Raw genomic sequence first — 12,808 nt, forward strand, 5'->3', positions numbered from 1 at the left:
TCTGTTCAATAACTTATGATATTTGAGGTTAACTTATTAATTTATCTATAGGGTATATGGGGCGTGTTCGGCATAAATAAAGTTAAGAAACTAAAAAGCTATAAAAAAGGTAATAAAAAACCCTCCGAAGAGGGTTTTTAACAGTTAAGCTAAACTTAGCTTTATTTTACAACAGCTGTATCTGTTACTTTAATCTGTTGTCCCATCGTCGCAAAGAATACGGCTACTTGTGATTGCATCTCTTGTGTTGCTCTAGCACTTAACCCGGCGTCAGGTGAAGCGGCAGTAGCACGAGGGTCAAGTATTGAAGTATGATGACCATGAATAAATCTTACCACACCTGAGCCAGCAGTAGTTTCACTAACAGCTTCCAAGCCTAATAAAGCAATAGCAGGTTCAGTGCCTCCCATAGGGGTAAACGGTGCTCTGTTAGTCACTGTTTGGTCTGGAAGGTTATCTGCGCCGTCACCAACAACTTCAATGAAGTGTGTAGGTGTTTGCGTTGCTGCTAATGCTTGTACATAAGCAATAGGATCACCAGAATCAGTAACCGTTTGCGCGGCAAACGTAAACTGCGCGAATCCAGCATTTAATGTTGCTTTTTGCTCAATAGATAAACCATCATAGAAAGCAAAATAGAAACCACTTAGTTCAGCTTGAGTATAATCAGCAGGTAATGTTGCTGCAACTGCTGCAGCAAAATCAGGCGATAATCGTAAAGTTAAATTAGACTTAGTTAAGCCTTCAAATATTGGTGAATCTATACCGAAGTTGGCTAACATTAAACCTGGCATCGCTAAAGAGGTACTAGCAATTTTAAATAATCCGTCAATCTGTGGATTTAGTTCAGTATTTGCTAAACCAACAGCATTCATACCATATATACCTCCTAATGAATGTCCTAGAAGGTGTACTTTAGAACTATCAATTTTAATTGGATTACCATCACTATCAACACCACCTAAGAAATTCATGCCTAAACGCAAACCTAATAAATCAGCGGTACTTTGACGCGTATTATCACGCATACTCAGCATACTACGTAAGTTAATATAGTGTAATGTTGACACTGTAGAGGTATTAATCTCGTCAATACCGTCACCATTAAAATCAAAACCACGGCTACCATGTAATGGCTGATCAATCGCAATAGTTGCGATACCAAATGCCGATAATATACCGGTGATCGGTAACATTTGTTCTTTGGTTGAAGTAATGCCATGCACTAAAATCGCTACTGGCCAACCATTTTCAGGTACTTCTAATGCCGGTAAGCCCATGCTTGCACGTACTGGGTTAGCCCAAACTAAATCAGGGGTAGTCATTTGCACATCAATGGGCAACATCGCACTTGTTGCAGGGATAGGGTTAAACTTAGTTAAATTACGTTCGGTATCAAGAGTGGCTAATACTGGATTTGCGCTTGAGCTTAAATCACGTAAACCAAAATTCATACAAAAACCATCATTAGCATCTAACGCATCAGCAGGTATCGCCGCAGGGTTTGCTGCTGCTAAGCCTGCAAGTGTAGCGCCAGAATCACAACGTGCACGCCACCAGTCATTAACAGGAGCTAATGGGTTTTCGGCAGAAGGTACACCTGAGTAATAAGGAAGTGTAATTGAACCACGCATGTAGTTTGCTGCTGAATATAATGGGATCAAACTTTCTGGAATTGAACCCGCTAATACGTTTGCAACTGAAATATCAGTATCGACTACGCCAATTGCAGGAATTCCTTGTTGAGCATTAGCAACCATTTGAGGTACGCCCGCAGCCATCAAAGACTTAACCGTACTTAATACTCGCGTCGTTGATTGTGTTGTCATTGCAGCGGTATAAACAATAGTATCACTACCAACCCCTGCTGCGACTACAGCAGCTTCATAACTATTAATTGCAGCTTGCAAACCTAATTGCGATGCATTACCTAGTGGTAAAGTATTAATATCTTGACGTGCTAATTCATAGGTAGTTGAACCCGCAATAGCTTTACCATTGTTATCACGAAGGTTGTTCGTCATTACCATAACATAGGTCGTTTCTGCCTTAAGTGGCTGAATTGGGATAAACAAAACATTATCGCCAGACTTTTGCGTAACAAAATCTTGCATGAACACAAGCTCACCAACAACCTTACAGGCAAGGCCACGTGTTACAGCAGTACAGTCACTGTCATTCGCATCACCCCCCATAATTGTTTCAAAAACTCTTACCGACGCAGGTTCTGAAGCACTAGCGGCATCTAAAGAGGTACCCGCAGGGAATTCAATCGCTAAAGGAAAAGGCTGAGAAATGGACCAACCGTCTAGTGCACTAATGGCGACTAAAGGGTCTGAACCATCAGTTGGATCTACAACAGGAATTTCTAACGTACCGTCAACGGTGCCTTGAAAAATCAAGTCATTTGGAATAGAAAGTCCGGCAGCGCCAGCACTTGGGTCAAATTTGACACGCGCGGTTGCTGTTACGGCACTGCCGTTATCAACCACTTCTTTTTGAACATCTTTAATTGATTCATCATCACATGCCGTTAATCCTAGAATACTGGCAATAGCAACACTAAGTACGAGCTTTTTCATTTTATCTCCCCACAGACGAGCTTTATATTATTTAGCTTTTTATGCTTTATTTTTTATTTATTTTTAATTTTATGATATTTCGATCACAAAATTAACTTGTTCGACCAGTTAAACTTAACGCAAGAATTGCCTAAGTGCTAGCGGTTTTTTGTTTTATTATAGCTTATAGCGCTATTTTAGCTAAAAAATTCAAATATTACTCGTCAGTCAATAGGTCGAGGTAGTAGAATTACCGCCCATATTATCCTTCAAATAATTTGTATTCAAACTATGTTTAATTACCCAATAACGGCAAAATCTTTAGCCAATAAAATAATATTAGTCACCGGTGCAGGAGATGGTATTGGCCGTCAAGCCGCATTAACGTATGCAGAATTAGGCGCTACTGTTATTTTATTAGGGAAAACCACAGCTAAATTAGAATCAGTTTACGACGAGATAATTGCTCAAGGTTCAGCTGAACCGGCCATTATTCCACTCGATTTAAAAGGTGCGTCGAAACAAAACTATATTGATATGACCTCAACAATTGTGGATCAGTTTGGACAACTTGATGGGGCATTACTTAATGCTTCAATACTTGGTGAACTTACCCCTTACACTCAGGTGCACGAACAAATTTGGCAAGACGTTATGCAAGTCAATGTAACGGCTCAACATTTGATGGCACAAGCGTTAATTCCTGCATTATTACTCAGTGACAATGCCTCATTAGTGTTTACCACTTCTGGTGTCGGTAACAAAGGTAAAGCTTATTGGGGCGCTTATAGTGTGTCTAAGTTTGCCACTGAAGGACTCATGCAAGTCATTGCTGATGAATACGAAACGAGCACCTTACGGGTTAATGTCATTAATCCTGGTGCAACGCGCACACCAATGCGTGGTATTGCTTACCCAGGAGAAAGTGAGCATGACTCAGCAAAACCAAAAGATATTATGCCCGCTTATGTTTATTTAATGACGACTGATAGTTTGTCGGTTAACGGACAACGTGTTAACGCACAAAAGTAAAATTAAAAAAGGCTGCAAGTGTTAAACAGTTGCAGCCTTTTTTATGCATACATTTTTATCAGTGTATTCACGCGTTATCTTAGTTCTCGTCTTAAAATTTTACCGACATTTGTTTTTGGCAATTCATCTCGAAACTCAACATGCTTAGGAACTTTATAACTGGTTAAGTTTTCTCTGCAATGTTTAATAAGATCTTTATCTGTAAGCGTTTTGTCTTTAAGAACAACAAATATTTTTACTGCTTCACCCGTTGCTTCATGTTCAATACCGATAGCAGCAACTTCTAATACACCTTCATGCATCATCACCACTTCTTCAATTTCATTAGGATAAACGTTAAAGCCTGAAACAATAATCATATCCTTTTTACGGTCAACGATTTTAAAGAAACCTTGATCATCCATAACCGCTACATCACCTGTCGCTAACCAACCTTCTTTGAGGATTTCAGCTGTTTCTTGTTCACGTTGATAATAGCCTTTCATAACTTGCGGGCCTTTAACCCACATTTCACCTGGTTCACCTATTTCTGCGTCACTTCCGTCATCTTTGATGATACGTATATCTGTTGATGAAGCAGGCAGACCAATGTTACCACTGTAACTTTTTTGGTTATAAGGACATAATGTCACTAAAGGCGCACATTCTGTTAAACCATACCCTTCTAATAAACGCGTACCCGTAACACGCTCCCATTCTTCACCTACAGAGCGTTGCACTGCCATGCCGCCGCCTAGTGACATTTTTAACGCACTAAAATCAAGTTCATTAAACCCTGATGTGTTCAATAAACCATTAAATAAAGTATTAACTCCTGTTATTGCCGTGAAGCGATACTTAGCAAGTTCTTTTACAAAACCTGGCATATCTCGAGGATTAGTGATCAACAAGTTGGTACCACCTAACGTCAAAAAAGTTAGACAGTTGGCCGTTAATGCAAAGATATGATAAAGCGGTAAAGCGGTTACAACGAGTTCTTTACCATCTTCCATTAATGGTTTTATTGCAGCTTTCGCTTGTAATAAATTGGCAATCATATTTCGATGGGTCAGCATAGCCCCTTTTGAAACACCGGTTGTACCACCCGTATATTGCAAGAATGCGAGATCTTCACCGCAAAGAACAACAGGCTTATACGTTTTTAGCAGGCCTTGTGAAATAACTTTGTTAAATCGAATAGGATTAGCTAGCTTAAAAGCGGGGACCATTTTTTTAACGTATTTAACAACACAATTAACCACTGCGCCTTTTACCATACCTAGTCTATCGCCTAATGACGTAAGAATGACATGTTCAACAGAGGTATTATCAATGACTTTTTCTAAGGTACTCGCGAAGTTCTCAATGATCAGCATCGCTTTAGTACCAGAATCTTTCAATTGATGCTCAAGTTCACGAGCAGTGTATAACGGGTTTACGTTAACAACCGTTAAACCAGCAAGCAAAGCACCAAATAATGCGATTGGGTATTGCAAACAGTTTGGCACCATAATAGCGAACTTATCGCCCTTAACTAGTCCTAAGTCATGTTGCAGATAAGCAGCAAAAGCTTTTGATTGAATTTCTAAATCTCGGTAATTTATCTCTGCACCCATATTAATAAAGGCAGTACGTTCAGCATAAAGATCAACGTATTTATTGAACATATCAGATAATGAGGAGTATTTATCTGCATCAATCTCAAATGGGACACCAGGTGGATAACTTTTTTCAAGCCAAATTTTTTGCGTTTTTTGCACTTTACGACTCCTCTATTAATAGCTTAACTTTAGACGATTATTGGTTTTATTCGATTAATATTTTTAGTTTTATTGTTTAATCGAACTCGTCATTTTATTTTATATTAATTATTTGAATTATTAAAACGGATGTTTGAATTTTCTTTTTACGTGATTACTGGTCTGATGTCTATAATTTTTGTTAGGGTTTACAGCTTTCTCTTTAATAAATAGCCAATATTAGAAAAAATCAGCTAATAAACTCTAAAATTTGTCTACTGGTGGCCTCAGGGGTTTCCATATGGAAATGATGTCCTCCTATTAATTTATGACTGGAAAAGTGACAAAACAAAGGCGCAAATTCTTTTAAACCACTTTGTACAAAAGACAAACCTTTATCACCATAAATTAATTGTACAGGTATGGAAATATCTTGAATAAATTGTTTCGCTTGTCCTAAAGTAAGACGATACGCAGAACTGGTTCTTAAACGACTATCAGAGCGCCAAAAAAAACCGTTCTTTTCTTTAATGATCCCTCGTTCAACAAGTAATTTTGCCTGTTCAAAACTTAAATCAGACACTTGAACCCTAGCATTAACCGCAGATTCAAGACTTGGATGAATTTTCTTCTTTTTAGATGAGGATGTTATGTCTGCATTACTCTTTAAGCGACTGAGCATCCCTTTACGCAAATGCTCAGTGCTTTCTTGTGCGTCACTACTTATAAAGCCAATAGAATCAAGTAAGGTTAATGATTTAACTTTTTCCGGAAAAGCCGCTGAAAATGCAGAAGAGATCATACCGCCCATTGAATGAGCAACAATATCAATTTTTTGCCATTGATTTGTCTCCCACAGCAGTAACAAATCATAAACATAATCTATAAAGTGATAATGAGCATCCGCACTTCTGTGAGACGACAAGCCATGTCCCGGCCAATCTAATGCGATAACACGCTTACCTTTTAAGTAAGGCATTAATGGTAAAAAGCTAGCTGCGTTATCTAACCAGCCGTGCAGGCACAGCAACAACTCATCATTTTTATCGCCAAAAGCCAAACCAGTCAGGGTCAGTTCACCTAAATTAAAACTAATTTCTTCAATTTTATTTATCATAAAAAAGCTAACTATTTATTTTTTAACAGGCGCTGAAGCTTTACGCACAATTACGCTTCTGGGATAGTACGATGGGCGCTGATAATGCCAGAACGAAGGGGAGTACCAAAAAGGATTATGCGTCATACTTACATCAACTTTCTGAATGTCTTTCCATAAATGTATATACGACGATTTCAGCACAGGATACTTATATTCGTGTTCGCCAATTTTTCCTTCCTCTGAGACTGCAACACTGCCTAAAGCCGTTATACTTCGACCTTCTTTATAAATTATAGGATCAAGTAACCCATTAAAGTAAACACGAAAACGTCCCTGTGTTTCATCACTTTGCTTAGGTCTACCCGATGATTTCAGTGGAAAGTAAACAACTTCCAGCATACTGTTGTTCACATTATTAGTCACTTTAGCAATGACACCGCCCCAGCGAGCGAGCTTGCCCTGTTCACTATTTGTATTATCACGAACCACAGAAAAATTTGTCAGTACTGTCTCTTCAGATACCTGTAAAGCTTCTGGAACTGATGTACAGCCACTCATAAATAAGGCACTTACCCACAAAGGTAACATTAATAGTAGGTTACGTTTTTTCATCATATTTACCTTTTTTTAGACGTTCTTGCTAACCAAACAATACCACCAACACCAATGCTAAACCATACAATAACCCATAAAAATTCAGGTATGCCAGTGAGTTGTGATAATGCGGCACCGTCACCAATATTTCGTCCATCAATCAAGTACCAAGGGCTTTTTACACTATTGAGTAAAATAAGTGCTCCTGTTATTTGTAAACTTATCTGCAAGTAACTTAATTTACTGTATTTAAACTTCAACACAACTAACGCTAATAAAGCGGTGATAATAAGCAACGTTAATAAATCTCTCGCCCAAAAAACAAGAGTCGTTAGTAATAATAAAGCAATAATACCACTCAATATTTGGGCTATTCGTTGGTGCATAGTGGCAATATAATAAATGCCCATCCCCCATAATGCCGCGCCAGCATACCCCATAAAGCTAATCAAAAAACTCATACCACCACGAGTCGTACACAGCCCTGCTCCGTTCGAAAACAATTGAATTTGTACAATAGAACCGCCAGTAAATAAAGCCGCCAAGCCATGACTGATTTCATGAAAATAGCTTTCAAGCCACTTAAAAGGAATCGAAATAATCGGAATTTGACTCAAAATCAAGGCTGCACACAATATCAGCCAAAAGCGATATTTTGTCGAGAAAGGTAACGATTGAGTATTCATATTGTATTTTTCATTATATTTAAGGATAAATTATAAAATGACAAAAAGTGATTCAGCGCGGTTGTTACGCGAGTAAATCAACACCAAATACCTGCTTAATACTCTCACGTTGAGCAATGTTGTCTATTGAAGAGTATGCCGCAATTGCCGTTTGGTTTTGTTTTGATGGGGAGTCATAGCTCGCTTGGCTACCATTCTTATCAGCACTTTGCGGGTTACTTTGGCCTGAAAAAGCATTATTACTTTGTAAAGATGTTCGAGATGAACTTTGGTTGAGCTGTGCTTGTTGATTTTCGAATTGGGCTTGTTCAACCAGAGCAAGTGCTTGCTCATCAATATCAAAACGCTCAACTTGGGCTGCTTGTTTGCTTTGCTCTTGCGTTTGTTGCGCACTTTGCTTATTACTTTTTTCTACTTGCTGCGTGCTTTGCTGCGTTTCTTGTACACGAAAACGGTCACGTTGCTCAGCAACCTGATTTGGGTTATCAACCGACAAAGATCCGCTTGATTGGGGCGTGTACGAACTTGCACTATTTATTTGCATACTTTAAATTTACCAAAGTTTTGTGAAATCACAAAACTTTTTGTGTTTTTCTTAAAATAAAATCAATTATCTGCCTGGCAGTTTTTTCCATGAAACGGTATCACGTACATAAACAGGCTGCGCATTTTCAGCACTTACCGCCATTCCTTTTGAAAAGTAGTACAGACCAATATCTAACAATTCTTCCGCATGAGGAAAAATTATTTCTGGCGTTCCAGCATTAATTTTTAAGGTTTCAAGTTCTGTTTTATAAGCGTCCCATCCTGTACCGACACCATAAACCTGTTGATTTTCAGTTAAAAAGCCACTCAAATACTCCGCTAATTTGGCAGGAGGTAACACCGTATCATCAAGGGCAGCTTCCATAATACCTTGTGCATTTAACTGATAATAACCTGCATAAACTTCTGACATACGGGCATCAATAGTCGCGATGACCTCAACTTGTTGATGCAATCTATAAGCCTTTTGCGCCATCGCTTGTAACGTTGACACGCCAACAACTTTTAGGTCTGCCGCAAAAGCTAAACCTTGTGCAACGCCAACGCCAATTCGTACCCCTGTAAAACTTCCGGGTCCTTGTCCAAAAATAAGCCCATCTAATTGCGCTAATTTTATATCTGCTTTTTTAAGTAAGCGGTCAATCATCGGCAGTAAGAGTAAGCTGTGTGATTGTGGGGCTAACTCAAACTCACTGATCGTTTGGTTATTAAAGGTTAATGCGACTGAACATGCTTCAGTTGAAGCGTCTATTGCCAAAAAATTCAAATTATTCTCTCTAAAATGTGTCGTTATTGCTTTTTAAATTATCTGTTATTTCGATAACGTGGTCAAAAATCGGCTTGCTTGCTCAATATCTCGACTGCGTTTCATCGTTGGTAAGCTTTTTAAAAAGACTTCACCATAAGGTCGATTCACTAGCCTATCGTCGCATATTACCATGACGCCTTGGTCGGTAACATCTCGAATTAAACGACCAACGCCCTGTTTTAATGCTATAACAGCTTGCGGTAATTGAATTTCAGCAAAAGGATCGCCACCACGACGTCGAACATCCTCACAACGCGCCTGCAACATGGGGTCATCAGGCGAAGCGAACGGTAATTTATCAATGATCACACAAGTTAATTTGTCGCCTCGCACATCAACGCCTTCCCAGAAACTTGCCGTTGCCAATAAAATCGCTTGCGGATTATCGATAAAAGCAGCTAATAAAAGTCCTTTACTCATTCGCCCCTGCACTAATAAGGGGGATTCAATCTTTTCGGCTAAAATATCAGCCACTTGATTTAACATTCTATAGCTCGTGAACAATAAGAAACAAGCGCCCTGACTCGCCAAAATTAAAGGTATTGCTAATTCAGCTAATGCTAATGCTCGACCATGGTGCTGAGCATCAGGTAAGTAACGTGGCACCACGAGTTGTGACTGCGCTTGATAATCAAACGGACTATCAACAAGTAACGTTGCCGCTTTAGTTTTGGCTAAATTCAACCCTAATTGCTGAGAAAAATGATCAAAGCCACCATTTACTGCTAAAGTGGCTGAAGTAAACACCCAACCCGCCTCTGATTTAGCAATATAGTCACTAAATTTGTCAGCAACACTTAAGGGAGTTAAGTGTAAGACCACATGCCGACGAGTCGTTTCATACCAAAAACTCATACCATCTATGTCAACATTCGCCATAATGTCGTATTTAGCAAGTATATCTACCGCACGCTCATAACAATTATCAATGGCTTCATTACGTGAGATACATAATTTAATCACTTGATACAGAAAATCGAGATCAGTTTTTAATGCAGCAAATGCCTGTTCAAATCTTGGTTGACGATATTTTTCTCGCCAATTGCCTCGTTCTGGATCATGGTAAAATAACAACCTAAACTCTTGTGCAGCCTTTTGACATTTCTCCGCCGCTTTTCCGAGTTGCTTCACATCAGTCAATGTTGTTTTATATATTTGAATAACATCAGAGCATAAATCAAGCACTTGCTTAGTAGAAAAAGCTTCACCAAAGTATTCACTCGCAATATCAGGAATTTGATGAGCTTCATCAAAAATGACCACATCAGCCTTGGGAATAAGTTCACCAAAACCGGTATCTTTTAGCGCCATATCAGCAAAAAACAAATGGTGATTAACCACCAACACATCAGCGTCAATGGCTTTTTTACGTGCTTGAACTAAATAACAGTCGTCAAAATTAGGGCAATCTTTTGCCAAACAATTATCGGTGGTACTGGTAACAAAAGGAAATATGCCGGAGTCTTCGGCTACATCAACTATTTCGCCAATATCTCCGCTACGGGTTGATGTTGCCCATGAACGAATTTTGACAAAATCTGTCAGCATTGCTGCATCCAATTGCCCTCGCTCTTTTACATAAAGTTCAAGGCGATAAATACACAGGTAATTTGCTCGCCCTTTTAGTAAGGCAATTTGCACATTAGTCGCCATGGCATTAAGAATAAGCGGAATATCTTTATGAAACAATTGCTCTTGTAAGTTTTTCGTCCCCGTTGAAACAATCACTTTTTTTTCTGAAAGCAATGAAGGTATCAAATAAGCAAAGGTTTTGCCGGTCCCCGTACCTGCTTCAACAATTAAGCAACTTTTATGTTCTATGGCGCGTTCAACATCTATCGCCATATCAATTTGAGCCTGCCTCGGAGAATAGCCGGAAAGCACTTTAGCGAGAATACCTGAGGATGAAAATGCTTGTTCAACGAGTGTCATGAAAAATACTACTAATAAATATTGTCGCCAGTATAAAGAATAAAAAGCCAGAGAGAAATACACATTCCATTAATGTAGTCTGTGTTTGATAGAAACTTTAAACAAAAAGATCTAAATGATGGATGTCTTCATCAAGTTCATCATGTTTTTTTACGGGGTGAATCAGCTCTTCTTTGTGGGTGATCACTCCTGATATTTCATCTACACGATTGTCGGCAATATCGTCTTCAACCTCTAAGATACTCTCTGGGTGCTGATTCTGATTTTTGTGCTCTTGTTTTTTTTCTGAATTCTCTTTAGAAAAGTCAACATAGTTTTCATGACTTTCAATATGATCAGGGTCATCCGTTAACTTATTAATTGAAGGTTCTTTAGCTAAAGCTTTTACACGTAAGCGTTCTGGTTTAATTTGCACCTGTACAACACGTGTTAATACGGTGGTAAAAATATCCATTAATTGTTTAACCTTTTATTAACCTGTTAATTTAAGTATCGACCATTTTTTAGAATTCTTTATAACCTTATGCGATTATTTTATAAGAACAACTTATTTATTACTTGCCCATTATAAAAATAATCAGTACTGTAAGTACCAATTAGAGAATAATCTTAACGAAATGAATCTTTCGTTAAATTATTTACCATATTAACAGTACAAGTTAAGTAACTTGTTAGTAAATAAAAACAGATAACGAGTACAATATGAACATTAACCTAAGCACATTACATCGCCATCATCACCATATCGATTAGCCGCTCAGGTTCATTCGCTGAGGGGCATTGACCTTTCGGCGAGTTATATAACTCAGATCTAACCCCCGAAAGAGTCTATCTCTCTCGGGGGTTTTTCGCATTTTATAGGCCTTGAAATTGTATATACACGTACCACAATTTTGGTCAAAGATTTTATTAAAGGAAATACAAACATGACAACAGAAACTCGCTTACGCATCGCTATGCAAAAATCAGGTCGTTTAAGTGACGACACTCAAGCTTTACTCAAACGTTGTGGTTTAACGCTCAATGTTACTGACCGACGCTTGTTAGCACATGTTGCTAATATGCCTATCGATATCATGCGCGTTCGTAGCTCTGACATTCCAGGTTTAGTTATGGACGGGGTTTGTGATTTAGGTATTGTCGGTGACAACACCTTAGAAGAAGCCGCGTTAGAACGCGAACTCATGGGTCAAAAGTCTCAATATATTCGTACTTCACCCCTTAACTTTGGTGGCTGTCGTTTATCGATTGCGATGCCTGAAGGTTTTGATTATCAAGGCATCAAAAGTTTAGACGGTTTGCGTTTTGCAACCACTTACCCGCAGCTACTTAATCGTTATGCAAAAGACAAAGGTATCAATGTTGAATTTTGTTTATTAAAAGGCTCCGTCGAAGTTGCACCGCGTGTTGGTTTGTCTGACGGTATATGTGACTTAGTCTCAACCGGCGCAACATTAGAAGCTAATGGTTTGGTTGAAGTTGAACAGATTTTTAAATCTAAAGCATCTCTTATTCAAACAGCTGACCCATTGTGTAGTGAAAAGCAAAGTATTCTCGATACACTACTGCCACGTATTCAAGGGGTCATAAAGGCAAAAGAAAGCAAGTACATTATGTTACATGCACCAAAAGACAAAATAGCTGAAGTAAGTGCCCTTATGCCAGGTAAAGAAACACCCACAATTTTGCCTTTGGCCGGTCGAGATGATTTAGTTGCGGTACATGTTGTTGCGACAGAAACTTTCTTTTGGGAAACCATGGAAAAGCTTAATGCACTAGGCTGTAACTCTATATTGGTTATGCCCATTGAAAAAATGATGGGTTAATGATCA

11 protein-coding genes are annotated in these 12,808 nt (G+C 38.7%); 2 read left to right on the forward strand and 9 right to left on the reverse strand.

All coding sequences use genetic code 11. The annotated features are described in order from the left end of the window. Nucleotides 1–161: 161 nt before the first annotated feature. On the reverse strand, nucleotides 162–2,582 hold the full coding sequence (locus H4J52_RS08805; protein WP_182178476.1) for a VolA/Pla-1 family phospholipase: 2,421 nt from the start codon (nucleotides 2,580–2,582) through the stop codon (nucleotides 162–164). Nucleotides 2,583–2,852: 270 nt separating this feature from the next. On the opposite strand from H4J52_RS08805, the gene H4J52_RS08810 reads away from it, so the two are divergent. Further along, nucleotides 2,853–3,593: a YciK family oxidoreductase gene (locus H4J52_RS08810; protein WP_182178474.1), complete on the forward strand. Its 741-nt coding sequence runs from the start codon at nucleotides 2,853–2,855 to the stop codon at nucleotides 3,591–3,593. 74 nt (nucleotides 3,594–3,667) lie between these two features. Here H4J52_RS08810 and fadD read toward each other — a convergent pair whose 3' ends face one another. The 8 genes from fadD to H4J52_RS08850 all read right to left on the reverse strand — a co-directional run bounded on the left by fadD (nucleotide 3,668) and on the right by H4J52_RS08850 (nucleotide 11,430). After that, on the reverse strand, nucleotides 3,668–5,332 hold the full coding sequence (fadD, locus tag H4J52_RS08815) for a long-chain-fatty-acid--CoA ligase FadD (RefSeq protein ID WP_182178472.1): 1,665 nt from the start codon (nucleotides 5,330–5,332) through the stop codon (nucleotides 3,668–3,670). A gap of 229 nt (nucleotides 5,333–5,561) precedes the next feature. After that, nucleotides 5,562–6,428, reverse strand: coding sequence for an alpha/beta fold hydrolase (locus H4J52_RS08820; RefSeq protein WP_182224530.1), 867 nt, complete (start codon nucleotides 6,426–6,428; stop codon nucleotides 5,562–5,564). A gap of 15 nt (nucleotides 6,429–6,443) precedes the next feature. Next, nucleotides 6,444–7,022, reverse strand: a complete 579-nt coding sequence (locus tag H4J52_RS08825) for a Slp family lipoprotein (protein ID WP_182224531.1) — start codon at nucleotides 7,020–7,022, stop codon at nucleotides 6,444–6,446. A gap of 5 nt (nucleotides 7,023–7,027) precedes the next feature. After that, nucleotides 7,028–7,690, reverse strand: coding sequence for a M50 family metallopeptidase (locus H4J52_RS08830; protein ID WP_182178466.1), 663 nt, complete (start codon nucleotides 7,688–7,690; stop codon nucleotides 7,028–7,030). Nucleotides 7,691–7,754: 64 nt separating this feature from the next. Then, nucleotides 7,755–8,234 carry a hypothetical protein gene (locus H4J52_RS08835; RefSeq protein WP_182178464.1) on the reverse strand — a complete coding sequence of 160 codons (480 nt, stop codon included), beginning with the start codon at nucleotides 8,232–8,234 and terminating at the stop codon, nucleotides 7,755–7,757. Nucleotides 8,235–8,300: 66 nt separating this feature from the next. Beyond that, nucleotides 8,301–9,002: a tRNA (adenosine(37)-N6)-threonylcarbamoyltransferase complex dimerization subunit type 1 TsaB gene (tsaB, locus tag H4J52_RS08840; RefSeq protein WP_182178462.1), complete on the reverse strand. Its 702-nt coding sequence runs from the start codon at nucleotides 9,000–9,002 to the stop codon at nucleotides 8,301–8,303. A 45-nt stretch (nucleotides 9,003–9,047) separates the two neighbouring features. Beyond that, nucleotides 9,048–10,976: an ATP-dependent DNA helicase gene (locus H4J52_RS08845; RefSeq protein WP_182224532.1), complete on the reverse strand. Its 1,929-nt coding sequence runs from the start codon at nucleotides 10,974–10,976 to the stop codon at nucleotides 9,048–9,050. 97 nt (nucleotides 10,977–11,073) lie between these two features. After that, on the reverse strand, nucleotides 11,074–11,430 hold the full coding sequence (locus H4J52_RS08850; RefSeq protein ID WP_182224533.1) for a hypothetical protein: 357 nt from the start codon (nucleotides 11,428–11,430) through the stop codon (nucleotides 11,074–11,076). Between the two features lie 472 nt (nucleotides 11,431–11,902). On the opposite strand from H4J52_RS08850, the gene hisG reads away from it, so the two are divergent. Continuing rightward, entirely contained in the window at nucleotides 11,903–12,802 is a 900-nt protein-coding gene (hisG, locus tag H4J52_RS08855; protein ID WP_182178456.1) for an ATP phosphoribosyltransferase, read from the forward strand. The last annotated feature ends 6 nt before the right edge of the window (nucleotides 12,803–12,808 follow it).

The sequence above is a fragment of the Colwellia sp. MB02u-14 genome (assembly GCF_014076915.1).
GTDB lineage: Bacteria > Pseudomonadota > Gammaproteobacteria > Enterobacterales > Alteromonadaceae > Colwellia_A.

What these genes read in the sequence shown, in the direction of transcription:
- H4J52_RS08845 (WP_182224532.1), bottom strand. Translation starts at nt 10,976, where the DNA reads ATGACACTCGTTGAACAAGCATTTTCATCCTCAGGTATTCTCGCTAAA.
- H4J52_RS08830 (WP_182178466.1), bottom strand. Translation starts at nt 7,690, where the DNA reads ATGAATACTCAATCGTTACCTTTCTCGACAAAATATCGCTTTTGGCTG.
- H4J52_RS08810 (WP_182178474.1), top strand. Translation starts at nt 2,853, where the DNA reads ATGTTTAATTACCCAATAACGGCAAAATCTTTAGCCAATAAAATAATA.
- H4J52_RS08850 (WP_182224533.1), bottom strand. Translation starts at nt 11,430, where the DNA reads ATGGATATTTTTACCACCGTATTAACACGTGTTGTACAGGTGCAAATT.
- H4J52_RS08825 (WP_182224531.1), bottom strand. Translation starts at nt 7,022, where the DNA reads ATGAAAAAACGTAACCTACTATTAATGTTACCTTTGTGGGTAAGTGCC.
- H4J52_RS08820 (WP_182224530.1), bottom strand. Translation starts at nt 6,428, where the DNA reads ATGATAAATAAAATTGAAGAAATTAGTTTTAATTTAGGTGAACTGACC.
- hisG (WP_182178456.1), top strand. Translation starts at nt 11,903, where the DNA reads ATGACAACAGAAACTCGCTTACGCATCGCTATGCAAAAATCAGGTCGT.
- H4J52_RS08805 (WP_182178476.1), bottom strand. Translation starts at nt 2,582, where the DNA reads ATGAAAAAGCTCGTACTTAGTGTTGCTATTGCCAGTATTCTAGGATTA.
- H4J52_RS08835 (WP_182178464.1), bottom strand. Translation starts at nt 8,234, where the DNA reads ATGCAAATAAATAGTGCAAGTTCGTACACGCCCCAATCAAGCGGATCT.